General features: G+C 70.6%; 20 protein-coding genes, 1 tRNA gene and 1 pseudogene. 15 read left to right on the top strand and 7 right to left on the bottom strand.

All coding sequences use genetic code 11. The features are described from left to right. Positions 1-305 precede the first annotated feature (305 nt). The 8 genes and pseudogenes from AB0I18_RS23715 to AB0I18_RS23680 form a co-directional block, all read left to right on the top strand. Positions 306-1,610: an extracellular solute-binding protein gene (locus AB0I18_RS23715; RefSeq protein ID WP_363107548.1), complete on the top strand. Its 1,305-nt coding sequence runs from the start codon at positions 306-308 to the stop codon at positions 1,608-1,610. A gap of 701 nt (positions 1,611-2,311) precedes the next feature. After that, positions 2,312-3,238, top strand: a complete 927-nt coding sequence (locus AB0I18_RS23710) for a sugar ABC transporter permease (RefSeq protein ID WP_363107554.1) — start codon at positions 2,312-2,314, stop codon at positions 3,236-3,238. A 77-nt stretch (positions 3,239-3,315) separates the two neighbouring features. After that, complete coding sequence (locus AB0I18_RS23705; RefSeq protein ID WP_363107547.1) at positions 3,316-4,182, top strand: carbohydrate ABC transporter permease; 867 nt, start codon at positions 3,316-3,318, stop codon at positions 4,180-4,182. A gap of 14 nt (positions 4,183-4,196) precedes the next feature. Further along, positions 4,197-5,912: a beta-N-acetylhexosaminidase gene (locus AB0I18_RS23700; protein ID WP_363107546.1), complete on the top strand. Its 1,716-nt coding sequence runs from the start codon at positions 4,197-4,199 to the stop codon at positions 5,910-5,912. 279 nt (positions 5,913-6,191) lie between these two features. Further along, positions 6,192-7,085: an FAD binding domain-containing protein gene (locus AB0I18_RS23695; RefSeq protein WP_363107545.1), complete on the top strand. Its 894-nt coding sequence runs from the start codon at positions 6,192-6,194 to the stop codon at positions 7,083-7,085. Then, on the top strand, positions 7,082-8,635 hold the full coding sequence (locus AB0I18_RS23690; protein WP_363107544.1) for a 2Fe-2S iron-sulfur cluster-binding protein: 1,554 nt from the start codon (positions 7,082-7,084) through the stop codon (positions 8,633-8,635). The genes AB0I18_RS23695 and AB0I18_RS23690 overlap by 4 nt, the downstream gene beginning before the upstream one ends. After that, positions 8,632-10,938 (top strand): molybdopterin cofactor-binding domain-containing protein, encoded by a 2,307-nt coding sequence (locus tag AB0I18_RS23685; protein WP_363107543.1) that lies wholly within the window; start codon positions 8,632-8,634, stop codon positions 10,936-10,938. Before AB0I18_RS23690 ends, AB0I18_RS23685 begins: the two co-directional genes overlap by 4 nt. Before the next feature lie 344 nt (positions 10,939-11,282). After that, positions 11,283-11,849, top strand: a pseudogene (locus AB0I18_RS23680) (SUKH-4 family immunity protein); the annotation flags it as partial. Between the two features lie 22 nt (positions 11,850-11,871). Here AB0I18_RS23680 and AB0I18_RS23675 read toward each other — a convergent pair. Then, on the bottom strand, positions 11,872-12,894 hold the full coding sequence (locus AB0I18_RS23675) for a helix-turn-helix domain-containing protein (RefSeq protein ID WP_363107542.1): 1,023 nt from the start codon (positions 12,892-12,894) through the stop codon (positions 11,872-11,874). A 72-nt stretch (positions 12,895-12,966) separates the two neighbouring features. Between AB0I18_RS23675 and AB0I18_RS23670 the strand changes: the two genes are divergently transcribed. Continuing rightward, positions 12,967-14,310, top strand: a complete 1,344-nt coding sequence (locus AB0I18_RS23670; RefSeq protein WP_363107541.1) for an MFS transporter — start codon at positions 12,967-12,969, stop codon at positions 14,308-14,310. Between the two features lie 80 nt (positions 14,311-14,390). Here the strand turns inward: AB0I18_RS23670 and AB0I18_RS23665 are convergent. Continuing rightward, positions 14,391-14,462, bottom strand: a tRNA-Cys gene (locus tag AB0I18_RS23665). 357 nt (positions 14,463-14,819) lie between these two features. Here AB0I18_RS23665 and AB0I18_RS23660 point away from each other — a divergent pair. The 6 genes from AB0I18_RS23660 (at position 14,820) to AB0I18_RS23635 (ending at position 20,953) form a co-directional block, all read left to right on the top strand. Next, positions 14,820-16,271, top strand: a complete 1,452-nt coding sequence (locus tag AB0I18_RS23660; protein WP_363107540.1) for an MFS transporter — start codon at positions 14,820-14,822, stop codon at positions 16,269-16,271. Between the two features lie 32 nt (positions 16,272-16,303). Further along, on the top strand, positions 16,304-16,501 hold the full coding sequence (locus AB0I18_RS23655) for a hypothetical protein (RefSeq protein ID WP_363107539.1): 198 nt from the start codon (positions 16,304-16,306) through the stop codon (positions 16,499-16,501). Beyond that, positions 16,501-16,869, top strand: coding sequence for a type II toxin-antitoxin system death-on-curing family toxin (locus AB0I18_RS23650; protein WP_363107538.1), 369 nt, complete (start codon positions 16,501-16,503; stop codon positions 16,867-16,869). Before AB0I18_RS23655 ends, AB0I18_RS23650 begins: the two co-directional genes overlap by 1 nt. A 166-nt stretch (positions 16,870-17,035) precedes the next feature. Then, positions 17,036-18,835, top strand: coding sequence for a DEAD/DEAH box helicase (locus AB0I18_RS23645; RefSeq protein WP_363107537.1), 1,800 nt, complete (start codon positions 17,036-17,038; stop codon positions 18,833-18,835). A 464-nt stretch (positions 18,836-19,299) separates the two neighbouring features. Further along, positions 19,300-19,941 carry a helix-turn-helix domain-containing protein gene (locus AB0I18_RS23640; protein ID WP_363107536.1) on the top strand — a complete coding sequence of 214 codons (642 nt, stop codon included), beginning with the start codon at positions 19,300-19,302 and terminating at the stop codon, positions 19,939-19,941. A gap of 220 nt (positions 19,942-20,161) precedes the next feature. After that, complete coding sequence (locus tag AB0I18_RS23635; RefSeq protein ID WP_363107535.1) at positions 20,162-20,953, top strand: S16 family serine protease; 792 nt, start codon at positions 20,162-20,164, stop codon at positions 20,951-20,953. A gap of 43 nt (positions 20,954-20,996) precedes the next feature. On the opposite strand, the gene AB0I18_RS23630 is transcribed toward AB0I18_RS23635, so the two are convergent. The 5 genes from AB0I18_RS23630 to AB0I18_RS23610 all read right to left on the bottom strand — a co-directional run bounded on the left by AB0I18_RS23630 (position 20,997) and on the right by AB0I18_RS23610 (position 25,346). After that, positions 20,997-22,007, bottom strand: coding sequence for a glycine betaine ABC transporter substrate-binding protein (locus AB0I18_RS23630; RefSeq protein ID WP_363107534.1), 1,011 nt, complete (start codon positions 22,005-22,007; stop codon positions 20,997-20,999). 14 nt (positions 22,008-22,021) lie between these two features. Further along, positions 22,022-22,765, bottom strand: a complete 744-nt coding sequence (locus tag AB0I18_RS23625; protein ID WP_363107553.1) for an ABC transporter permease — start codon at positions 22,763-22,765, stop codon at positions 22,022-22,024. A 95-nt stretch (positions 22,766-22,860) separates the two neighbouring features. After that, positions 22,861-24,078 (bottom strand): betaine/proline/choline family ABC transporter ATP-binding protein, encoded by a 1,218-nt coding sequence (locus AB0I18_RS23620; RefSeq protein ID WP_363107552.1) that lies wholly within the window; start codon positions 24,076-24,078, stop codon positions 22,861-22,863. Positions 24,079-24,163: 85 nt separating this feature from the next. Continuing rightward, positions 24,164-24,811, bottom strand: a complete 648-nt coding sequence (locus tag AB0I18_RS23615) for an ABC transporter permease (RefSeq protein ID WP_363107533.1) — start codon at positions 24,809-24,811, stop codon at positions 24,164-24,166. Positions 24,812-24,872: 61 nt separating this feature from the next. Then, a complete protein-coding gene (locus AB0I18_RS23610) occupies positions 24,873-25,346 on the bottom strand; it encodes an Lrp/AsnC family transcriptional regulator (RefSeq protein ID WP_363107532.1) in 474 nt (157 codons plus the stop codon). Between the last annotated feature and the right edge of the window lie 77 nt (positions 25,347-25,423).

Below are 25,423 nucleotides of genomic sequence, written 5' to 3'. Positions count from 1 at the left end.
TCTGGGGCCCTGGCCGCTACCCCGGGGGTGCGTGTGGGTGGTGGTGTGGTGGGGGGGGGGGGGGGGGGGGGGGGGGGGGGTGGGGGGGGGGGGGGGGGGGGGGGGGGGGGGGGGGGGGGCGCGGCGGCTCTGTCGTACCCGGATACGGGTGTTTTGCGCGCGTGTGCCGTTGCGCAGGGTGCTTCTGCCGGTCACAGAGTGGTTGAGACCTCTTGTGGGCATGTTCATGTACTCCATAGTCTCCGAGCGTTGTGCAGCGTAAAACCACCATTGCATATGCTGCAACGCTCCCCGGAGGACGCTTCATGAAGCTCTCTGCCCGAATGGCCGCCCCGATCGCCGCACTTGTCGTCGCCGGGCTCACGGCGACCGGCTGCGCCCCCGAGTCCTCCGACAACTCCGGTGGCGCGGACGAGAAGAGCGGCACCCTGCGGGTGTGGCTCTTCCAGGAGGTCGGCAACTCGCCCAAGGAGAAGGTGGTCGACGGTGTCGTCGACGCCTTCGAGAAGGCCCACAAGGACACCAAGATCGACGTCCAGTACATACCCGTCGAGACCCGTGCCGAGAAGATCAAGGCCGCCTTCAACGATCCCAAGAGCGCGCCCGACCTCATCGAGTTCGGGAACACCGACACGGCCGGTTACGTCAAGGACGGCGGACTCGCGGACATCACCAAGGAGTTCACGGACTGGAACGAGGCCAAGGACACCGACCCGACCGCCAAGCAGTCCGTCACGGTCGACGGCAAGATCTACGGCGCTCCGTACTTCGTGGGTGTCCGCGCCCTCTACTACCGCACTGACGTCTTCAAAGAGCTGGGCCTTGAAGTCCCCAAGACTCAGGAAGAGTTGATCACGACCGCCAAGGCGATCCGGCAGGCGAAGCCGGAGCTGTACGGGCTCGCGGTCGGCGGCGCGTTCACGTACGGCGCGATGCCGTTCGTCTGGTCCAACGGCGGTGAGATCGCCCAGGGCAAGGGCGGATCGTACGCCTCGACGATCGACAGCGCGGCCGCCCAGAAGGGCATCAAGGCGTACACCTCGCTCTTCGGTGACGACAACTGCCCTGCCGCCAAGTGCGCGGGCATGGGCGGCAACGACACGATCACCGCCTTCGCGTCGGGCAAGGCGGGCATGGCGATCGGCGGTGACTTCAACCACGCGGCGGTCGAGGCGGGGAAGGTCAAGGGCGACTACGCCGTCGTACCGCTGCCGGGGCTGAAGTCGGGCGAGATCGCTCCCGCCTTCGCGGGCGGCAACAACATCGGCGTACTGAACAGCACCACGCACCGCACGCTCGCGGTCGACCTGATGAAGGAGCTCGCGTCGAAGAAGACGCAGGGTGAACTCTTCGACGCGATGGGCTTCCTGCCGACCTACTCGGACGTGCGCCAGGAGGCCGCGAAGCGGGAGCCGTACGTGGCGCCGTTCGTGAAGACCCTCGGCGCGGGCACCAAGTTCGTCCCCGCGTCGCCCGCGTGGTCGCAGATCGACGCCTCCCTGGTCCTGCCGACGATGTTCCAGGAGATCGTCAGCGGACGTAAGGACGTGGCGGCGGCATCGAAGGACGCGGCGAAGAAGATGAACGCCGCGTTCAGCTCCGCGGGGTGAGCCGGGTGACGAACGGCGCGGCTCCGGGCGGCACCCCGCCGCCCGGCCGCGGCGCCGCCCGGGGCCGCACCGGGGAGCCGGCGTCGGCCACCGGGCGCGACGAGGCCGCACCGGCACCGGCCGCACCAGGTGCTTCCGGCGAGGCCGCACCGGTCCCGTCGGCCGCACCGGGCGCTTCCGGCGGGTTGGCGCCGCCAGCCGGCGAGGAGACGGTGTCGGTGCCGCTCGCCAGTGAGGGGGCGACGCCAGCACCGCCCGGTAGTGAGGGGGCGACGTCGGCGCCGCCCGGTGGTGAGGGGACGGTGTCGGTGCTGCCCGGCAGTGAGGAGATGGCGTCGGCGTCACCCGGTGGTGAGGGGACGGCGTCGGCGTTGCCCGGTGGTGAGGTGACGGGGTCGGCGCCGCCCGGCGGCGCGGTGACGGTGTCGGCGTTGCCCGGCGGTGAGGGTGCGTCGGTCGAGGAGGTTGTATCCGGTATGCGTGATGTCCCTGGGCGGGGGACTGGGTCCGGCGGGTGTGGCGGAGCCGAGTGGGCGACCGCGTCCGGCCCCGCGGGGGTCCGCTCGGCGGTGTCGGGTGGCGGTGTCGGGCGGGCAGGTGGTCCCGATGCGGCCCCCTCCGGGGGAGCGGCGGCGGTCGCGGACGGCCCGACCGCGGGTCCTGAGCCGGTGAAGGGCGCCCGGCCCCGTGCCGGCCGCCCGGTGCTCCGGAGACGGGGCGGAGGAAGGGCGGCGGGGCGTAAGTCGCCGCTCGCGCGCGGTGGCTGGACGCCCTGGCTCTATCTCGCGCCCGCCCTCGTGGTCCTCGGCGGGCTGCTCGTCTACCCCGTCTATCAGCTCGGGCTGATCTCGTTCCTGGAGTACACGCAGGCCCAGGTCAGTGGCGGGCAGCCGACGACCTTCCAGGGGTTCGCGAACTACGAGACCCTCTTCCGGGACGAGCAGTTCTGGCAGGTGCTGCTCGCCACCCTGGTGTTCGCGGCGGCGTGCGTCGTGTCGACGCTCGCGGTCGGCTGCGCGCTCGCGGTGCTCCTGACACGTGTCCGCGCCGTCCCCCGGCTCGCCCTGATGCTGGCGGCACTCGGCGCGTGGGCGACACCCGCGATCACCGGGTCGACGGCGTGGCTGTTCCTGTTCGACCCCGACTTCGGGCCGGTCAACCGGGTCCTCGGACTCGGCGACCACTCGTGGACGTACGACCGTTACAGCGCGTTCGCCCTAGTGCTGCTCGAAGTGGTCTGGTGCTCCTTCCCGTTCGTGATGGTGACGGTGTACGCCGGCATCCGCGCCGTCCCCGGCGAGGTGCTGGAGGCCGCGGCCCTGGACGGCGCCTCGCAGTGGCGGATCTGGCGCTCGGTGCTCGCGCCGATGCTCCGGCCGATCCTCGTGGTCGTCACCATCCAGTCGGTCATCTGGGACTTCAAGGTCTTCACCCAGATCTACGTCATGACCAACGGCGGCGGCATCGCCGGACAGAACCTCGTGCTGAACGTGTACGCGTACCAGAAGGCCTTCGCCTCCTCGCAGTACAGCCTCGGCTCGGCGATCGGAGTGGTGATGCTGGTGATTCTGCTGGCGGTCACGCTCGTATATCTGCGTCTGCTGCGGAGGCAGGGGGAGGAGCTGTGAGTTCCATGAGTTCCGCGAGTCCGGTGAGTACAACGAGTTCAGCGAGCTCAGTGAGTACGGCGAGTCCGGTAAGTCCGGTGAAGCCGACGGGGTTTGTACGGGATTTCGTACGCCGTTCCGTACAGCGGCCCTGGCGGCTGGCCGCGGAGGTCTCGGCGCTGCTCATCGCGGCCGTCGTCGCATTCCCCCTCTACTGGATGGTGTTGAGCGCCTTCAAGCCCGCCGGGGAGATCGAGTCGACGGAGCCCAGGCCGTGGACGCTGGACCCCTCGCTGGATTCCTTCCGGCGGGTCTTCGGGCAGCAGGAATTCGGCCGTTACTTCCTCAACAGTCTTGTCGTGGCGCTCACGGTGGTCGTCGTCTCGGCGGTCATCGCGTTTCTCGCGGCGACCGCCGTGACGCGATTCCGCTTCCGTTTCCGTACCACCCTGTTGATCATGTTCCTGGTCGCTCAGATGGTGCCCATCGAGGCCCTGACGATCCCCCTCTTCTTCCAGATGCGGGACCTCGGGCAGCTCAACACGCTGGGCGCGCTGATCCTGCCGCACATCGCCTTCTCGCTGCCCTTCGCGATCTGGATGCTGCGGGGCTTTGTGAAGGCCGTCCCGGAGGCGCTGGAGGAGGCCGCGTACATCGACGGGGCGAGCCGGTCGCGGTTCCTGTGGCAGATCCTTTTCCCGCTGGTCTTTCCGGGGCTCGTCGCCACCAGCGTGTTCTCGTTCATCTCCGCCTGGAACGACTTCCTGTTCGCCAAGTCCTTCATCATCAGCGACACCTCGCAGTCCACGCTGCCGATGGCCCTCCTCGTTTTCTACAAGCCCGACGATCCGGACTGGGGCGGTCTGATGGCCGCGTCCACGGTCATGACGATCCCGGTGCTGATCTTCTTCGTACTCGTACAGCGACGGCTGGTCTCCGGACTGGGCGGCGCGGTGAAGGACTGAGGTGAAGGACTGACATGAGCGATGTGATCTCGACCGATGGAGTGCCGACCGATGGGGTGCCGGGGGACGGAGTGCCGACGGACGGGGTGCGGACCGAGGTGATTCCGGCGCCCGTCGCCGTCGCGGGGCCTGGGCGTCGCGGCGGTGTCCCGCTGGACGCGGGCACCTCCCTGTGGGCCGCACCCGGTACGGAGACGGCCGAACGCTGGCTGCGTTCCACCCTCGGTGCGGCACTGGGGATTTCGCTGCCGCCCGGAGAGGAGGACGGCCCCCGATCCGTCCGGCTGCGTCTCGACGACACCCTGGAACCTGAGGCGTACCGGCTCGGTGTCGTCGCCGGGCGGGGCATCGAGATCAGCGGCGGCGGTCCGGCCGGGGTGTTCTGGGGCGCCCAGACACTGCGTCAACTCGTCGGCCCCGAGGCTTTCCGGCGTGCTCCCGTCCGGCCCGGGACCACGTACGAAATCCCGCACCAGATCATCGAGGACGCACCGCGCTTCCGCTGGCGCGGTCTCATGCTCGACGTCTCACGGCACTTCATGCCCAAGGACGGCGTCCTGCGCTATCTCGACCTGATGGCCGCGCACAAGCTGAACGTCTTCCACTTCCACCTCACCGATGACCAGGGTTGGCGTATCGAGATCAAGCGCTACCCGAAGCTGACCGAGACCGGATCGTGGCGGTCACGCACGAAATTCGGTCATCGCGCCTCGCCCCTCTGGGAGGACAAGCCGCACGGGGGCTTCTACACCCAGGACGACATCCGCGAGATCGTCGCGTACGCCGCCGAGCGGCATATCGACGTCGTCCCCGAAATCGACATCCCGGGCCACTCGCAGGCCGCCATCGCCGCGTATCCGGAACTCGGCAACACCGACGTCATCACCGCATCCATGGAAGGCGCTCCCTCCCTCTCCGTCTGGGACACCTGGGGCATCTCCAAAAACGTACTCGCCCCCACTGACAACACCCTGCGCTTCTACGAGGGGGTCTTCGAGGAACTGCTCGACCTGTTCCCCTCCGAGTTCATTCACGTCGGCGGCGACGAGTGCGCCAAGGACCAGTGGAAGGCGTCGCCCACCGCGCAGGCGCGGATCGCGGAACTGGGGCTCGCGGACGAGGACGAACTGCAGTCGTGGTTCATCCGGCACTTCGACGACTGGCTGACCGCGCGCGGGCGCCGGCTCATCGGCTGGGACGAGATCCTGGAGGGTGGCCTCGCGCCGGGCGCCGCCGTGTCCTCGTGGCGCGGCTACCAGGGCGGCATCACGGCCGCACGGGCGGGCCACGACGTCGTCATGTGCCCCGAACAGCAGGTGTACTTGGACCACCGCCAGCACGGCGGCCCGGACGAGCCGGTGCCCATCGGCTACGTGCGCACCCTGGAGGACGTCTACCGCTTCGAGCCCGTACCACCGGAGTTGACTCCCGGTCAGGCGCGGCACGTCCTGGGCACCCAGGCCAACCTGTGGACCGAGGTGATGGAGGACCACGCGCGCGTGGACTACCAGGCGTTCCCCCGGCTCGCGGCCTTCGCCGAGGTGGCCTGGAGCTCCCTGCCCGGCCCCGCGGAACGGGATTTCGCCGACTTCGAGCGCCGGATGACCGCCCACTACGGGCGACTTGACGCCCTGGGAGTCGCCTACCGGCCGCCCACCGGCCCGTTGCCGTGGCAGCGGCGGCCCGGAGTGCTCGGACGCCCGATCGAGGGGGCGCCCCCAAACGTGTGAGGTGACTCTCAGGGGGTGTCCCGTGAAGCGGTTGCCCTGGGACGGTGGGCCCCGAAGGAAGAAGGCGCCCAAGAGGCATCGAAGACTGTCAATTCGTGCTGACGGGCGATGTGGTGCGAAAACGGACCATCTGCTGGTGGCAGGTATGAATGCCTCCTAGCGGACCCCCGCGTCGGGGGGCGGGGAAGATGTGCCAGAGTTGCCACGTCCGCCCTGTCAGCACGTACCGTACGGCAACACAGGTGGGACCAGGTGGGGCAGCGGGAAGGGGTAGCCGGTTTGACCACGCACACACCGCAGGCGGCGCAGGCCGTCACGCTGCCCGCCTCGCTGGACGAGGCCGTGGCGGCGCTCGGCGCCATGCCGGCGGCCGTTCCCGTGGCCGGCGGCACCGACCTCATGGCCGCTGTCAACTCCGGGCAGCTGCGGCCCGCCGCGCTCGTCGGCCTCGGCCGGATCAGCGAGATCCGCGGCTGGCAGTACCAGGACGGCCACGCGCTGCTCGGCGCGGGCCTCACCCATGCCCGTATGGGACGGCCCGACTTCGCGGCCCTCATCCCCGCCCTCGCGGCCGCCGCGAGAGCCGCGGGCCCACCACAGATCCGCAACGCGGGCACCCTGGGCGGCAACATCGCCTCGGCCGCCCCCACCGGGGACGCGCTCCCGGTGCTCGCGGCCCTGGAGGCGACGCTCATCATCGCGGGCCCGGGCGGCGCCCGCCGTGAGATTCCCGTCTCGCACCTCCTGGCCGGCATGGAGATGCTGCGCGGCGGCGAACTCATCGGGTACGTGCGCGTGCCGCTGCTGCACGCCCCGCAGGTCTTCCTGAAGGCCACCGGACGGACCGGCCCGGGGCGCGCCATCGCGTCCGTGTCGCTCGTCCTCGACCCCGCCAGGCGCGGCGTGCGATGTGCAGTGGGTGCCATAGCGCCCATGCCGCTGCGGCCCCTGGACGCCGAGCAGTGGGTCTCCTCACTGATCGACTGGGACAACAACCGCGCGATCGTCCCCGAGGCGCTCACCGGCTTCGGGGACTACGTCGCCGCGGCCTGCATCCCCGATCCGACCCCCGCCGAGGACGGCTCCGTACAGCAGTTGCCGCCCGCCGTACTGCACCTGCGGCGCACCGTCGCCGCGCTGGCCCGACGAGCACTGGGGAGGGCACTGAAGTGACCGACGACCAGCACGGAGAGGGCGCCCCCCGGGCGGGCAGCCGGTGGGACCCGCTGCCCCAGGGCGACTACGACGACGGCGCCACCGCCTTCGTCAAGCTGCCCGAAGGGGGCATCGACGCCCTCCTCGCCGACTCCCCGCTCGCCGCGCCCGGACACGGCTACGTGCCGCCGTCGATAGCGGTCACGCCCGCCACGGACCCGGGGACCGACCCGGCCACCGGCTCGTGGACCGTGCCGCCCGGGATCGCCGACGGAGGTCCGCCGCAGGCGGTGCAGTGGCCCGACCCGAACTCGCTGCCCGAAGAGCACCGGCAGCCCGCTCAGGACGCCTTCGGGTACAACCCCGGCGCCACCGGCCAGTGGACCTTCGAAGAGCCCTCCCGGGGCGGCCAGGGCGCACCCGGACACGACGCGACCGGGCACGACGTGACCGGACAGTGGTCCATTCCCGTCGCCGACGGCGAGCTGCCCGACGAGTCCGGCGAGTTCACCACGTCGGCGCTGGTCGAGCAGTGGGGCGGCGGGACTCCCCCCGCCACGCTGCCGGGCGGCGCGGCCGCGCCCTGGGCCTCGGAGCCGTGGGCGCACGAGCAGGCCGCGGACCAGCCGTCCCCCGCCGACGAAGCCGCGTCCCACGCCGAGCAGGCCGCCGAGATCATCGACGTCTCCGGAGAGCACGCCGACGAAATCGCCGTCTCCGTAGAGCGCGAATCCGTAGAGCGCGAGGAACCGCGCGACGAACGCGGCGAACGAGTGGGGGCGCCGGCCGGTCACGGCGGTCCGGAGCACGGGTACGAGCCGGAGCCCGCGGACGGACCCGGCGGCGGGCCCGAAGCGGCCTCTCCGGAGGAGCCCGCCGAGGCTCACGACGACATGGCCGAGGAGCCCGCGCCCGACGACTCCCCGGCCACACCCCCGCACAACGACCACCCCCTGGCCTCGTACGTCCTGCGCGTGAACGGCGCCGACCGGCCCGTGACCGACGCCTGGATCGGCGAATCCCTGCTCTACGTACTGCGCGAGCGGCTCGGTCTCGCGGGCGCCAAGGACGGCTGCTCGCAGGGCGAGTGCGGGGCCTGCAACGTCCAGGTGGACGGACGGCTCGTGGCGTCCTGCCTGGTGCCCGCCGTGACCGCCGCCGGGAGCGAGGTGCGCACCGTCGAGGGACTCGCCACCGACGGCCAGCCCTCGGACGTCCAGCGGGCGTTCGCCAAGTGCGGCGCCGTGCAGTGCGGTTTCTGCGTCCCGGGCATGGCGATGACCGTGCACGACCTCCTGGAGGGCAACCCGGCGCCGACCGAGCTGGAGACCCGCCAGGCCCTGTGCGGCAACCTGTGCCGCTGCTCCGGCTACCGGGGCGTCCTGGACGCCGTGCGCGAGGTCGTCTCCGAGCGCGAGGCCCACGCGGCCGCGGAGTCCGCCACGGACGCCGAAGAGCCCCGTATCCCGCACCAGGCGGGCCCCGGCGCGGGCGGCGTCAACCCATCCGCGTTCGAGCCCGCACAGCCGCATGAGCAGCCGTACGGCCAGGACGGAGGCCAGGCGTGAGCAACGAGACCGCCACCGCGACCACAGCGGAGGCCGCCGCCGTCCCCGAGCCGCCGCACGGGCTGGGTGTGTCCCTGCCGTCCGCGGAGGCCCGCGCCAAGACGGAGGGCACCTTCCCGTACGCGGCGGACCTGTGGGCCGAAGGACTCCTGTGGGCGGCCGTCCTCAGGTCACCGCACCCGCACGCGCGCATCCTGTCCATCGACACCACCCACGCGCGTGAGATGCCCGGCGTCCGGGCCGTCATCACCCACGAGGACGTGCCCGGCGCCGCGCTGCACGGCCGCGGCAGGGCCGACCGGCCGGTGTTCGCCTCCGAGGTCGTACGCCACCACGGGGAGCCCCTCGCGGCCGTCGCCGCCGACCACCCGGACACCGCGCGGATGGCCGCGGCCGCCGTCATCGTCGAGTACGAAGTACTCGACCCGGTGACCGACCCGGAGCAGGCCTTCGAGGCCGAACCCCTGCACCCCGACGGCAACCTGATCCGCCACATCCCGCTGCGCCACGGCGACCCGGACGCCGCCGGCGACATCGTCGTCGAGGGCCTGTACCGCATCGGCCGCCAGGACCCGGCCCCGATCGGCGCGGAGGCCGGCCTCGCCGTGCCCCGCCCCGACGGCGGGGTCGAGCTCTACCTGGCGTCCACCGATCCGCACGCCGACCGCGACACGGCCGCCGCCTGCTATGGCCTGGAGCCGGAGCGGGTCAAGGTCGTCGTCACCGGAGTGCCCGGCGCCACCGCCGACCGCGAGGACCAGAGCTTCCAACTGTCCCTCGGACTGCTCGCCCTGAAGACCGGCTGTCCGGTCAAACTCACCGCGACGCGCGAAGAGTCCTTCCTGGGCCACGCCCACCGGCATCCGACGCTGCTGCGCTACCGGCACCACGCGGACACCGACGGCAAGCTGGTCAAGGTCGAGGCGCAGATCCTGCTCGACGCGGGCGCGTACGCGGACACGTCGTCCGAGGCCCTCGCCGCGGCCGTCTCCTTCGCCTGCGGCCCGTACGTCGTCCCGAACGCCTTCATCGAGGGCTGGGCCGTCCGCACCAACAACCCGCCCTCCGGGCACGTACGCGGCGAGGGCGCCATGCAGGTGTGCGCCGCCTACGAGGCCCAGATGGACAAGCTGGCGAAGAAGCTGGGCGCCGACCCGGCCGAGCTGCGCCTGCGCAACGCCATGGCCACCGGTGACGTGCTGCCGACCGGCCAGACGGTGACGTGCCCCGCTCCGGTGGCCGAACTGCTGCAGGCCGTGCAGGACTTCCCGCTGCCCGCCCTCCCCATGGACACCCCCGAGGACGAGTGGCTGCTGCCAGGCGGCCCCGAGGGCGCCGGCGAACCCGGTGCCGTACGGCGTGGCGTCGGCTACGCGCTCGGCATGGTCCACATGCTCGGCGCCGAGGGCGCGGACGAGGTGTCGACGGCCACCGTGAAGGTCCACGACGGCATCGCCACGGTGCTCTGCGCGGCCGTGGAGACCGGCCAGGGCTTCACCACGCTGGCCCGGCAGATCGTCCAGGAGACCCTCGGCCTCGAAGAGGTGCACGTCGCCTCCGTGGACACCGATCAGCCCCCGGCGGGACCCGGCTGCCGCGGCCGTCACACCTGGGTGTCCGGCGGCGCGGTCGAACGGGCCGCCAAGATGGTCCGTACGCAGCTGCTGCAGCCCCTCGCCCACAAGTTCGGGATGTCCACCGAGCTGCTCCAGATCACCGACGGCAAGATCACCTCGTACGACGGCGTGCTGTCGACCACCGTCATGGAGGCGATGGACGGCAAGGAGCTGTGGGCCACCGCGCAGTGCCGCCCGCATCCCACCGAGCCGCTGGACGGCGCGGGGCAGGGCGACGCCTTCGTGGGGCTCGCCTTCTGCGCGATCCGCGCGGTCGTGGACGTCGACATCGAGCTGGGTTCCGTGCGGGTCGTGGAACTGGCGCTCGCCCAGGACGTGGGGCGCGTGCTGAACCCCGCGCAGCTCACCGCCCGTATCGAGGCCGGTGTCACGCAGGGCATCGGCGTCGCGCTCAGCGAGAACCTGCGTACCGCGCGCGGGTTGGTGCGCCATCCCGACCTCACCGGCTACTCGCTGCCGACCGCTCTGGACGCTCCCGAGATCCACATCGTCAAGCTCGTCGAGGAGCGTGACGTGGTCGCGCCGTTCGGGGCGAAGGCGGTCAGCGCGGTGCCGGTGGTCACGGCCCCGGCCGCGGTCGCGTCCGCCGTGCGGGCGGCCACCGGGCGGCCCGTGAACCGGTTGCCGATACGGCCTCAGGCGGCCGTGGTGACGGCGACGCAGTGACGGGGCCGCGGCGGGATGCTTCGGAGCCTTGCGGGCCGCCGCGGTATGAGCCTGCGCCGAGTGCGGGAAAGCTAATGCTGGCCGTGCTGGTGTTCGCGGTGGCCGCGGTCGTGGTCGTCGCGGGCGGCGTGTACCTCACCTAACCCTTGTGGGACTTGGGATTTCGGGCGTTGTCAGTGGGGCCGCGTAAGGTTTTCGAGTAGTGGGGGACTGCCGCGGGGCGGTGGCCGTTCCCTGCCGGGGAAGCACCACGCGATCACATGCACGGGGGAATCATGAGCACGACGACTGGCACAGGTGCGGCGGCGGCGATCACGCTGACCGATGGTGAGTTGGGTCCGTACGCCGTCTTCGAGGACGGCCTGCGGGGTGACGTGTCGGCGTACTGGCGGATGGCCGCGCTGGTCCGGCAGCTCGCGCTGCTCGCGGGTCCGGGTGTGGAGCTGCTCCTCGACCTGCCTCGGCGGTTGCTCGACGAGGAGTTCGGCGCGGGCGGGGTCATGCGCTTCGAGGAGGTCGACTTCCCGGCCGTGCTCACGCACGAGCCGACCCGCCGCTTCCTCCGGGACATGGGCCTCCCGGAGGACGGCCTCGTGTTCCAGCTGGCCACGGACGTCCCGCTGCCGACGCTCGCCGAGCACTACGCGACGGAGCGGGGCGGCGCGAGCCCCGAACTGCCTGACGGCGCCGACAGTTTGCTCCGTCTCGGCCACCTTGCCGAGGACACGGATCTTGCCGAGGACACGGATCTTCTCGTCGACGGCTCGACCGGCGTGATCCTCGCGTGGTCCGCCGCCCATGCCACCCTGCGGCCGCTCCACGCCGACATATCCACCCTGGCGTTCACCCTCTGGCTACTGCACCGCGAGCACGGCCGACGTCAGCGTGTGTCGGCCGCCCCCACGTCGTAGGGCGGCGGCCGACACGGCGAACTCAGGGCCGGTCCGACGTCTGTGTGAGCCCCGGCCGACGAGCACGAGTACGGCCAAGGCCACGGGACTCGGTGAACGCGCGCCGATAGGCGGTCGGCGAGATGCCGACCACGCGGTTGAAATGGCGACGCAAGGTCGTGGCGGTGCCCATTCCGACCTGCTCGGCGATTCGCTCGATGCTGTTGTCGGTCGTTTCGAGCAGTTCCTGTGCACGACGGATTCGCTGAGTGAGCAGCCACTGCAGTGGACTGGTGCCGGTGACCGCCATGAACCGGCGGCTGAAATGGCGCAGGCTCATGTTCGCTCGGCGAGCGAGTTCGGCGACCGTGACCGGCTCGTCGAGCCGTTGCCTCGTTTCGTCGAGCAGGCCGGACAGACCGTACCGACCCTCACCGGGACCTCCGCCGTCGCCGCCGGGCAAAGGGCCGGCGATGAACTGCGCCTGCCCGCCTGCGCGATGCGGAGCCACGACGAGCCGCCTTGCCAACGTGTTGGCCAGGGTCACGCCGTGGTCGCTGCGGACCATGTGAAGGCAGAGGTCGATTCCCGCGGCCTGCCCCGCCGAGGTGAGCACGTCGCCGTCGTCGATGTACAGCACGCCGGGATCCACCTCGACCTCCGGATAGGACTCGGCCAGCTTTCGGGTGTGCATCCAGTGGGTGGTCGCGCGGCGTCCGTCGAGCAGCCCGGCAGCGGCCAGCACGAACGCTCCGGTGCAGATGGAGGCGACCCGAGCGCCCCCTCGGTGCGCCGCGCGCACGGCTTCCACCAGTTCGGCAGGCGGGTGGTCCAGGGCGTCGTCGCAGGCGGGGACGATCACCGTGTCGGCCTCTGCCAGGTCTTCCAGACCGTGCGGTGTCTCGGAGCGCAGCCATCCCCCGACACGTGCCCCGGGGGCCGCGCAGATCTTCAGCTCGTATCCGGCCTCGGCAGCCTCTGGATTGCCGGGTCCGAAGATCGTGCACGGAATGGCCAGTTCGAACAGCGTCATCCCGTCGGTGACGCCCAGCGCGACAGAGGTCATGGCATAAATTGTACGCACCATGGCGTTTCGGCCCATTGTGGAGGTTGTTGCTCACCGGTCAGCGTCGTAGTCATGACCAACCCGACAGCGCGTACATCGCGTATATGCCGAAAGGCCCCGCAGGCCCCGAAGGGAGACGATCAACCTTCCGGCGGCAGCCGTGCCTGGCTTGCGATCGCCCTGGGTGTGGCGGCCGTCGGCTGGGGAGCGAACCAGTTCGCGCCGCTGTTGTTGATGTACCGCTCCGACCTGGGCGTCTCGACGACGACGGTGCAGGCGACCTACGCCCTCTATGGCGTCGGACTGATCCCCGGGCTGCTGCTGGGCGGCCCGTACTCCGATCGGTACGGCCGCCGTCGGGTGCTGGTGCCCGCGCTGATCACTTCGGCGCTCGCCAGCGGGCTCCTCATGTCGGCGGGTTCGGGGCTGGGCTGGCTGTTCATCGGGCGGCTGGTCGCCGGTGCCGCCAGCGGAGCGGCGTTCAGCTCGGGCACCGCATGGATCAAGGAACTCACCGCCGACGGTTCCGGTCGGGATGAGCACACCGGTGCCCGACGCGCGACAGTCGGCATGACCACGGGCTTCGCCGTCGGACCGCTGATCGCCGGTCTCATCGCGCAGGCCGCACCGAACCCGGTCCTCACCTCCTACCTTCCGCATGTGGCACTCACCTTGGCGGCCGTACCGTTCGTGCTGCGCACACCGGAGCCCCGCAAAGCCGACGGGGACGCCGCGTTCGGGTTGCGATTGCGGTTGCCCGAAGCGAGCGGGCGCCGGTTCTGGACCGTCGTCGCGCCGCTGGCCCCATGGGTGTTCGGCGCGTCCTCGGTCGCGTTGGCCTACCTGCCCGGCCTGGTGCGGGACCAACTCGGCGACAGGGCCTTGATGTTCAGCGCGCTGGTGACCACGCTGACCATGGTCTCGGGCATCCTGGTGCAGCCGCTGGCGCGCCGAGTCCACCACCCGGAGAAGCCCCGCCTGATCGCCACCGCGCTGGGCATCGTCGTCGGCGGACTGGTACTGGGCGCGGCGGCTGCGGCGATCGCGCAGTGGTGGCTCATCGCCGTCGCCGCGCTGGTGCTCGGCGCGGGCTACGGCTGCTGCCTGGTGTGCGGCCTGATGGAGGTACAGCGCCTGGCGGGCGCCGAGAACCTGGGCAGGCTGACCGCTGTCTTCCAGGCCTTGGCCTACCTCGGATTCGGCGCGCCGTATCTGCTGGCCGTGCTGGAACGCGCGCTGCCGCCGCCGGAGTTGCTGCTGCTGGCGTCCGTGCCGGCGGTGCTCACCCTCGCCTGGACCGCCTACCGTGCCGCGCACGGGTCTGACCGGACAGGTGGGCCACGCGAGGGCGACAGGGCCGCCGAGTCGCTGGTGAGCGACGTAGTACTCGTGCGTAGTCGGTCTCGACGACCGTGATCCGTGGGGCCACCGGGCCATCGGCGGGGGCGGCACTCCTCGCGGGTGCCGCCCCGTTGTTCTGCCTGCTCAGGCACAAGAGGCCGTGGCGGGAATCGAACCCACGTAACTCGCTTTGCAGGCGAGCCCCTAAACCACTCGGGCACACGGCCATTCTTTGGGTCCAGCTCTCGTCCTCGACTGTGTTGTGGCGGGAATCGGACCCGCGTAACTCCCCGCGGGCGGAGCCCGCTGATGGATGCAGCGCAGGCGAGCCCCTAAACCACTCGGGCACACGGCCGTTCTTCGAGTCCCGTTTTGTTCTGGTTGTTCTGGTCGTTCCGGACTCGATGTCCTGACCGTAGGCCGCGGTCAGGAGGGGACTCAAGGGATGGGCGGGGGCTGCAACGGGACTGCCACACGGCGTTCATGAAAGGAGGGCCGTACGCGTGGTCGTACGACCAAGGTCCCGGTCGGGCAGGGTCTCTCGACAGGGGCCAGGGGCTGGTTCGCCCCTTACGCTGGCGGACATGACCACCCTGGAACCGAGCGACACCGGCGTCGCAGACACCCCGACCGTACCGACCGAGCTCGCACCTCAGGAGAGCGTGCTCAGTCGTTCCCACCGGGCCCTGAGCATCGGCATCGTGTCCGTCGTGCTGCTGATCGCCTTCGAGGCGACGGCGGTGGGGACGGCCATGCCGGTGGCGGCCCGGGAGCTGGACGGGGTCTCGCTGTACGCGTTCGCGTTCTCGGGGTACTTCACGACGAGCCTGTTCGGGATGGTGCTGTCCGGGCAGTGGTCGGACCGTGCCGGACCGCTGGGGTCGCTGACGGCGGGGATCGGGGCGTTCGCGGCGGGGCTGCTGCTGTCGGGGACGGCGGGGACGATGTGGCTGTTCATCCTCGGCCGGGCGGTACAGGGGCTCGGCGGGGGGATGGTGATCGTCGCGTTGTACGTGGTCGTGGGGCGGGCCTATCCGGAGCGGCTGCGGGCGTCGATCATGGCGGCGTTCGCGGCGAGCTGGGTGATCCCGTCCGTGGTCGGGCCGCTCGCCTCCGGCGCGGTGACCGAACACCTCGGCTGGCGCTGGGTGTTCCTCGGGATACCCGTACTGGTCGTCCTTCCGCTGGCGCTCGCGCTGCCGCAGATACGGCGGCGGGCGTCCGGGCCGACGGAGGGCGCCCTCGCCGCGCCCTTCGACCGGCGCCGCATCCGGCTGGCACTGGGGATATCGCTCGGCGCCGGGCTGCTGCAGTACGGCGCGCAGGACCTGCGGTGGCTGTCCCTGGTGCCGGCCGTGGCGGGGGCCGCGCTGCTCGTCCCGGCGATGCTCGGGCTGCTGCCGCGCGGCACGTACCGGGCGGCGCGCGGGCTGCCCGCCGTGGTGCTGCTGCGCGGGGTCGCGGCCGGGTCCTTCATCGCGGCGGAGTCCTTCGTGCCGCTGATGCTGGTCACCGAGCGGGGGCTGTCGCCGACGATGGCCGGGTTCTCGCTGGCGGCGGGGGGCGGTACGTGGGCGCTGGGCTCCTTCGTGCAGTCCAGGGCGCGGGTCGAGCCGTACCGGGACCGGTTGATGCTGCTGGGCATGGTGCTGGTCGCGGCCTCGATCGCCGCCGCGCCGAGTGTGCTGATCGACGCGGTGCCGGTGTGGACGCTGGCGGTGGCGTGGGCGTTCGGGTGCTTCGGGATGGGGCTGGTGATCTCCTCCACCAGTGTTCTCCTGCTGCACCTCTCCGCGCCCGAGGAGGCCGGCACCAACTCCGCCGCGCTCCAGATATCCGACGGCCTCTCGAACGTCCTGCTCCTGGCGGCGGGCGGTGCGGCGTTCGCGGCGCTGGGCGGCGGCACGGTGACGCATGCGGCCACGGCGGCCTCCGGCGGTCATCCGGCTGCCTTCGCGGCGGTGTTCCTGCCGATGGCGGGGGTGGCGTTGGTGGGGGCCTGGGTGACTACGCGGGTGCGGACCGAATTCAAGTGACACCAGGTGGTACCGCGTAGTACCGTCGAAGCATGGCTGGACTGAACCTGCGGTTTACGGATGACGAGCTCGATGCGCTGCGCGAGCGGGCGGCAGCAGAAGGGCGCAGCATGCAGGCCTTCGCGCACGATGCCGTGATCTCGGCCATAAACGAACACTCCCGACTGTTCAACGAGGCGGCCGATCACGTACTCAAGGCCAGCGCCGAGTTGAACCGGAGGCTCGCCTGATGCACTACCTCACGTTGCCCGAGCTGCTGAACCTGGCGAAGCGGCTCGGGGCCGACGAGGTGCGCGACTTCGGGCTCCTGGACTCGGCGTTGGCTCGGCCGCAGTCGAGCGTGTTCGGACAGGACGCGTATCCGGACGTCTGGGAGAAGGCGGCGGCCCTGATGGAGTCGCTCGCCCGCAACCACGCCCTCATCGACGGGAACAAGCGCATCGCCTGGTACGCGACCTGGGTCTTCCTGCACATGAACGGGCATCCGCTGGACGCGGAGTTCGACGTGGACGAGGCCGAGACCTTCGTGCTGGACGTCTGCCAGGGTGCCCTCGACGTCCCCAAGATCGCTGCCCAGCTGCCGCGCTTCGCGCGCTGACCCGTCGACGGTCTCTGTGAGCTGAGTCCCATCCGATGCCGACCCCGCGTCGTCCGCACGTTGACATGACCGGGCCGCCGGTAGGGTGGCCCGGTTGTCATACGCATCCGCATACGCACCTCCCTTTGCTGACGCCGCCGAGCCGCTCAACCACCCCACGGAGACCGTGACTACCACCGCCGGCACAACTGCCTCCTCGCACCATCTCTCACCCGCGTTCCCCGGCCGCGCCCCCTGGGGCACCGCCAACAAGCTGCGTGCCTGGCAGCAGAGGGCGATGGAGAGATACCTCCAGGAGCAGCCACGCGACTTCCTGGCCGTCGCCACACCCGGCGCCGGCAAGACGACGTTCGCGCTGACGCTCGCGTCGTGGCTGCTGCATCACCATGTCGTGCAGCAGGTGACCGTGGTCGCGCCGACCGAGCATCTGAAGAAGCAGTGGGCGGAGGCGGCGGCGCGGATAGGGATCAAGCTGGATCCCGAGTACAGCGCGGGGCCGCTGAGCAAGGAGTACCACGGGGTCGCGGTCACGTATGCGGGCGTGGGCGTGCGGCCCATGCTGCACCGCAACCGCGTCGAGCAGCGCAAGACCCTCGTCATCCTCGACGAGATCCACCACGCCGGTGACTCGAAGTCCTGGGGCGAGGCCTGCCTGGAGGCCTTCGAGCCCGCCACCCGCCGGCTCGCCCTGACCGGTACGCCGTTCCGGTCCGACACCAACCCCATCCCCTTCGTGGCGTACGAGGAGGGGAACGACGGGATTCGGCGGTCCGCCGCCGACTACACGTACGGCTACGGGTCCGCCCTCGGCGACGGGGTCGTGCGGCCCGTCATCTTCCTCTCCTACAGCGGCAACATGCGGTGGCGTACGAAGGCGGGGGACGAGATCGCCGCCCGGCTCGGTGAGCCGATGACGAAGGACGCCATCTCGCAGGCCTGGCGCACCGCCCTCGACGCGCGCGGCGAGTGGATGCCGAGCGTGCTGCGCGCCGCCGACCAGCGCCTGACGGAGGTCAGGAAGGGCATTCCGGACGCCGGTGCCCTCGTCATCGCCTCCGACCAGGACTCCGCCCGCGCCTACGCCAAACTCATCCGCGAGATCACCGGCGACAAGGCCACCCTCGTCCTTTCCGACGACACCGGTGCCTCCAACCGGATCGACGAGTTCAGCCACAGCGACGACCGCTGGATGGTCGCCGTCCGGATGGTGTCCGAGGGCGTCGACGTGCCGCGGCTCGCGGTCGGCGTGTACGCGACCACCATCTCCACGCCCCTCTTCTTCGCGCAGGCCGTCGGCCGATTCGTACGGTCCAGGCGGCGCGGCGAGACCGCCTCCGTCTTCCTGCCGACCGTCCCCGACCTCCTCGGTTTCGCCAACGAGATGGAGGTCGAGCGCGACCACGTCCTCGACAAGCCCAAGAAGGAGGGCGAGGAGGACCCGTACGCCGAATCCGAGAAGGAGATGGATGAGGCGAACAAGGAGCAGGACGAGGACACCGGCGAGCAGGAGCAGTTCGCCTTCGAGGCGCTGGAGTCCGAGGCCACCTTCGACCGGGTGCTGTACGACGGCGCCGAGTTCGGGATGCAGGCGCACCCCGGGAGCGCGGAGGAGCAGGACTACCTCGGCATCCCCGGGCTCCTCGAACCCGACCAGGTCCAGATGCTGCTCCAGAAACGGCAGGCCCGGCAGATCGCGCACAGCCGCAAGAAGCCGGACGAAGAGGCCGACCTCCTCGAACTCCCCGCCGAGCGGCGGCCGGTGGTCTCGCACAAGGAGATGCTCGAACTGCGCAAGCAGCTCAACACCATGGTCGGCGCGTACGTCCACCAGAGCGGCAAGCCGCACGGTGTGATCCACACCGAGCTGCGGCGGGTGTGCGGCGGCCCGCCGAGCGCGGAGGCGACGGCCGGGCAGTTGCGGCAGCGGATCGCCAAGGTGCAGGAGTGGGCCACTCGTATGCGGTGACGCCTCCGGGTGGCCGCGGAGTGCCTCCGGGTGCCTGCGGAGTACTGAGTACGGATGCGGGTTGTGGATTGCGGAGTACGCCGACAAGGGCGCCGGTGCTGTCACGGCACCGGCGCCCTTGTGCGTGTGCGTTCGCGTGTGCGCTCTGTGCAGGTGTGGTGCACGCGGAGTGGCGTGCGCCGGGCAGAACAGGGCAAACATGGAGCAAATCAGGGGCCTGTTGATGCGGTACGTACCTGTGAATGCCCGGATTCTGGACGGAGCCTTCCGCTGAGCGAACCAGCTCGCTACTGTCCCGCTACGCACACGCCCCGTGGCAGCGCCGCCGCGGAGCGCAGCCGGTGCCGCCCGGGATGCCCGGGACGCTTGCCGACCGGCGGCCTCTGACGCGCGTCGCCGATGGGACCGGCGACGCATCCGCCGCGGAGGGGGCCGTCGACCCTCACCACTAAGGAGTGGGCGTCGTGACCGCGGAGACATCCCAGACGCTCGACCGGGGACTGCGTGTCCTCAAACTGCTCGCCGACACCGACCACGGTCTGACCGTCACCGAGCTGTCCAACAAACTCGGGGTGAACCGGACCGTCGTGTACCGGTTGCTCGCCACGCTGGAACAGCATGCCCTCGTACGCCGTGACCTGGGCGGCCGGGCCCGTGTCGGGCTCGGAGTGCTGCGGCTCGGACGGCAGGTGCATCCGCTGGTCCGCGAGGCCGCGTTGCCCGCGCTGCGGTCGCTGGCCGAGGACATCGGGGCGACGGCCCATCTCACGCTGGTCGACGGCACGGAGGCGCTCGCCGTCGCCGTGGTCGAGCCGACGTGGACGGACTACCACGTGGCGTACCGCGCCGGGTTCCGGCATCCGCTGGACCGGGGCGCCGCGGGCCGGGCGATCCTCGCCGCGCGGGCGACGCCCCTGGAGGAGCCCGGCTACACCCTCACGCACGGGGAGCTGGAGGCGGGCGCGAGCGGTGCGGCGGCGCCGCTGCTCGGGGTCACGGGGGTCGAGGGCAGCGTCGGTGTCGTCATGCTCGCGGACGTCGTGCCGGAGCGGGTGGGGCCGCGGGTGGTCGACGCGGCGAAGGAAGTCGCCGACGCACTGCGCTGACGCTTGGTCTGAGCCGGGGTCGGTGTTGTGGTTGCGTCGGTCTGAGTTGTTGGTCGGCGTCGAGGCTTCCAGGGCTTGGGTGGTGTGACGTCTGAGGGTCGGTGGGGGCTGGGCGCGCAGTTCCCCGCGCCCCTGCGGGGCGCCAGCCCCGGTGCTGCCCAGGCCGCGGGCTCGCTGCCCAGGCCACGGGCTTGATTCGGCCTCGCGTTAGATTGATCCCGTGCTCTCTCGTCTCACGCGTCTCCAGGCCGTTGCCGTCTGCGCCTTCCCTGTCGTGGCCCTGCTCGCCACGGCGGTGTTCGTGCCGCTGCCGTTCTCGGTGGCCCAGCCCGGCGGGACGGTGAACGTCCTCGGCGAGAACCAGGGCGACCCGGTCATCACGATCTCCGGCGCGGCCGTCCGCGAGACGCGCGGGCAGCTGCGGATGACGACCATCGAGGCGACCGGACCTGACACGGACGTGAGCCTCGGTGACGTGCTCGACGGCTGGTTCCGTACGGACCGAGCCGTGATGCCGCGCGACGCGGTCTACCCGAGCGGCGACAACGTGCGGGAGATCGAGGACTACAACACCGAGGAGATGCGGAAGTCCCAGGACTCCGCCGCCGAGGCGGCCCTGAACCACCTCGGCAAGGACTCGGACGACATCAAGGTCACCCTGAAACTCGCCGATGTCGGCGGGCCCAGCGCCGGGCTCCTCTTCTCCCTCGGCATCGTCGACAAACTGAACGGCGACGGCAGCGGCGGCGACCTCACCGGCGGCCGCGTCATCGCGGGCACGGGGACCATCGAGGCCGACGGAAAGGTCGGCGCCGTCGGAGGAGTGGCCCTCAAGACCCAGGCCGCCCGCCGCGACGGCGCCACGGTCTTCCTGGTCCCCCGGGCGGAATGCTCGGACGCGAAGTCGGAACTCCCGAAGGGCCTGCGACTCATCCCGGTGACCACGCTGAAGGGCGCGGTCACCGCACTGACGGCACTGGAAAAGGGCACGGGCTCGGTCCCCGGCTGTTAGCCCGCCGACAGGCTCACCCCCTACCCCCTCCCTGCCGACAGCCTCACCCCTCCCTCACGAAGCCCTCCTTCTTCATCCAGTTCAGGGCCACCGTGTGCGGGTCCTCGCCGGTCACGTCCACCTTTGCGTTCAGTTGCTGGGCCACGGTGTTGGTCAGGCGCTTGGTGATCGGGGCGAGGATGTCCGTGATCGCCGGGTGTTTCTTCAGGGTCTTGGTGTTGATCTCGGGGGCCACGTTGTAGTTGGGGAAGAACTTTCTGTCGTCCGCCATCACGGACAGGTTCATCGACTTGATGCGGCCGTCGGTGGTGAAGACCTCCCCGTACGCGCAACTCCCCTTCGCCGCCTGGGTGTAGATGATCCCGGTGTCCATCTGAGTGATGTTCCCGGCGGCCAGTTTCATGCCGTACGCCTTCTCCATGCCCGGCAGTCCGTCGGCGCGGTTGGCGAACTCGCTCTCCACGCAGACGGTGACCGCCTTGGGGTCGGACCTGGCGAGCGCGGCCACGTCGGAGAGCGTCTTCGTGCCGTATTTCTTGGCGTTGGACCGGTTCATGGCGAGTGCGTAGGTGTTGTTGAGGGAGGAGGGCGGCAGCCAGGTCAGGCCGTTCTTCAGGTCGGCGTCGCGCACGGCCTCCCACTGCTTGTGCGGATCGGGGATGGGGTCGGCGTTGCCCTGGTACGTGATCCAGGCGGTGCCCGTGTACTCGTACATCGCGTCCGCGTCACCGCCCTTGACGGCCTCCCGGGCGCCGATGGAGCCCTGGATGCCCGTGCGGTCGAGGACGTCGGCGCCGGCCGCCTGGAAGGCGATGCCCATGATCGCGCCGAGGATCAGCTGCTCGGTGAACTCCTTGGACGTCACGGTGAGGTCCGCGCCTTCGAGGGGCTTTCCCTGCCCGATCGAGCCCGGTTCCACGTCGTCCACCATGGGCGAGCCACTGGTCAGCCCGCAGCCGGACGGGCAGGCGAGCAGCAGCGCCCCGGCGGCGGCCACCAGGCACGTACGCAGCCTCAGACCCGTACCCCGTCTCGTATCCGTACGCCATCTCATGTCCGTATGCCGTCTCATGAGCCCGCCTCCAACCCGCGCGGGCTGAGCAGCAGTTCGGCCAGGGACGCGAGCCAGTCCACCAGCAGTGCCAGGACGACCGTCAGGATCGAGCCGAGCATCAGGACCGGCATGCGCTGGTTGGTGATCCCGGTGGTGATCAGTACGCCGAGACCGCCGCCCCCGCCGAAGGTGGCGAGCGTCGCCGTGCCCACGTTCAGGACGAGTGCCGTACGGACGCCGGCGAGGATCAGCGGTACGGCGAGGGGGAGTTCGACGCGGCTCAGCACGCCCAGCGGGGACATGCCGATGCCGCGGGCCGCCTCCAGGAGGGTCGGGTCGTTCGCCTTCAGTCCGGCGATGGTGTTCGAGAGGACCGGCAGGACGGCGTACGCGATGATGCCGATCAGCGCCGCCTTCCGGCCGATGCCCAGCCAGATCACCAGCAGGGCCAGCAGGCCGATGGCCGGGGTGGCCTGCCCCATGTTGGCGACGGTCATCGCGACCGGGGTCGCCTTCCGGAAGGCGCCGCGCGTCAGCAGGATGCCCAGCGGGATCGCGATGACCAGCACGAAGAACGTGGAGATCACGGTCAGTTCGATGTGCTGCCGCAGCGCCTTCCACACCTGGCCGTTGGAGAGCGCGTTCTCGGAGAGCGGGTCCAGGTCCGCCTGCTCGAACCAGATCCAGGTGGCGAGCAGCACGGAGACGAGCACGGCGGGCAGGAAGGTCAGCTTCTGCCAACTCACCGTGGGTGCAATGGGTTTGGTGGCCGCCGATACCTCGGGTCCGTCCGGCCCGGAACCGCTGTCGGCACCGGTGTCGGTGTCGGACCCTGTCTCCGCCTGGGGCGCGCTCACGCCTTCGCCTCCCCGCCGACCACGGCCGTGCCCTCCTGCTCGTGATGGGTCTGCTGGGCGCGCGCCTCCTCCAGGTCGTGCCGGTGCTCCATCGCGTCGAGCCGGTCGGCCTCCAGCAGCTCGTGCACGGAGTTCATCAGCGTCTCCATGTCGACGACACCCGTGTACTCCCCGCGCCGCCCGGTCACCGCGACCCGCCCCGCGTTGTCCGTGAGCACGGCCTCAAGCGCGTCCCGCAGCGTCGCGTCCCGGGTCACCGTGTCGTGCACCAGCGTGCCCGCCCGGGCCAGCGACCCCCTGGCCCGCATCAGGTCCCCGCGCCGCAGCCACTTGTAGGGCCGCCCGCGCTTGTCGAGCAGCAGGATCTCGTTCGTACCGCTCGACTTGAGCTTGTTGAAGATCTCCTGGAGCGGATCGTCGACGGTCACCGTCGGATATCCGGTGATCTCCACATCCCGTACGCGTGTCAGGTTCAGCCGCTTCAACGCGGCCCCGGCGCCCACGAAACCGGACACGAAGTCGTCGGCCGGGTTGGTGAGGATCGCCTCCGGGGTGTCGAACTGCGCGATGTGCGACCGCTCCCGCAGCACGGCGATCCGGTCGCCCAGCTTGATCGCCTCGTCGAAGTCGTGCGTGACGAAGACGATCGTCTTGTGCAACTCGTGCTGGAGCCGGATCAGTTCGTCCTGGAGATGGTCACGGGTGATCGGGTCGACCGCGCCGAACGGCTCGTCCATCAGCAGCACCGGCGGATCGGCCGCCAACGCCCGTGCCACGCCCACCCGTTGCTGCTGCCCACCGGAGAGCTGGCGCGGATAGCGGCCGTGGAACTCGCCGGGGTCCAGACCCACCAGATCCAGCATCTCCTCCACCCGCGAGCTGATCCGCGCCTTCGGCCAGCCGATCATCTTCGGTACGAGGGCGATGTTCTGAGCGACCGTCATGTGCGGGAAGAGCCCCGAGGCCTGGATCGCGTACCCGATCCTGCGGCGCAGCTTCACGGGGTCCATGTCGGTGACGTCCTCGCCGCCGATCCTGATGCGCCCGCCGGTCGGCTCGATCAGCCGGTTGATCATCTTGAGGGTGGTGGACTTCCCGCAGCCGGAGGGACCGACGAAGACGACGAGCTCCCCGGCGTTGATCTCCATGGAGACGCTGTCCACCGCGGGCGCGCCGCTCCCCGGATAGCGCTTGGTCAGGTTCTCCAGCTCGATGGTGGCGCCGGATGCCGTGGCTGACGTACTGGCCGTGGCCGGCGTATCGGCCGCAAGGGCCGTCGGAGCCGGGTCGGCGGCGTTCTCAGGCACGGATCCCCCTCGGGATGGTCAGCCGTCCGACGACGACGTACGCGGCGTCGAAGAGCAGCGCCAGGACGATGATCCCGAGCGTGCCCGCGAGGACCTGGTTGAGCGCGTTCTTGCTGCCCAGGGAGGCGATCCCGCGGAAGATCTCGTTGCCGAGGCCGGGCCCGGAGGCGTACGCGGCGATCGCGGCGATGCCCATCAGCATCTGCGTGGAGACCCGGATCCCGGTCAGGATCGGCGGCCAGGCCAGCGGCAGCTCCACGCGCAGGAGCCGGGCGAGGCGCGACATCCCGATGCCCTTCGCCGCGTCCACCAGCGCCGGGTCGACCCCGCGCAGCCCGACGATCGCGTTGCGCACGATCGGCAGCAGCCCGTACAGGGTCAGCGCGATCACCGTCGGCGGGACGCCGAGCCCCACCAGCGGGATCAGCAGACCGATCATGGCGAGCGAAGGGATGGTCAGGATCGTGGACGTGGTGGTCGTGGCGAGGTTGCCGGCCCACTCGCTGCGGTAGGCGACGACACCGGTCAGTACGCCGATCAGGGTCGCCACGACCATGCACTGGAAGACGGCACTGGCGTGCTGGTAGGCGTCGGCGAGCAGCTGCTGGTGGCGACTGCCGAGGTACTCCCAGAAGTTCACCCGCAGTCACTCCCGTCCCGTCACCCCGTCGGTGCTGCCGGTCACCGGCAGATCGGTGCTGTCAGTCGCTGTCCTGCGCGGCCTGCTCCACCAGCGGGATGATCCGCAGTGGAACGGGGTTCTCCATGACGATCGCCGTGGCGGCCCGGACGATGCCATCAAAACCGACAACCCGGTCGATCACCCGTTGGAGATCGGCGTTGGAGCGGGCGACGAGCCGGCAGAGCATGTCGCCGCTGCCGGTCGTGGTGTGCAGCTCCAGCACCTCGGGCACGGTCGCCAAGTGGGCCCGTACGTCCGCGCCTTGGCCCTGCCGGATCTGGAGCGTCGCGAACGCCGTGACGGGATAGCCGAGCGCCGCCGGGTCCACCTGCGGCCCGAAGCCGCGGATGACTCCATTCGACTGAAGCCGGTCGAGCCGCGCCTGCACGGTCCCGCGCGCGACACCGAGCCGCCGGGACGCCTCGAGCACCCCGATCCGCGGCTCCCGCGCCAGCAGCACCAGAAGCCGGCCGTCCAGTTGATCGATCGCCACAGGGGCCTCCGGGGATGGTCATCCTGCACACAAAGCCCGCCGCTACGGGCTTTCAGCTGAGCAGATTGTCCAGTGGA

The organism is Streptomyces sp. NPDC050704 (assembly GCF_040654355.1).
GTDB lineage: Bacteria > Actinomycetota > Actinomycetes > Streptomycetales > Streptomycetaceae > Streptomyces.
This window is presented reverse-complemented; position numbering and strand designations above follow the sequence as displayed.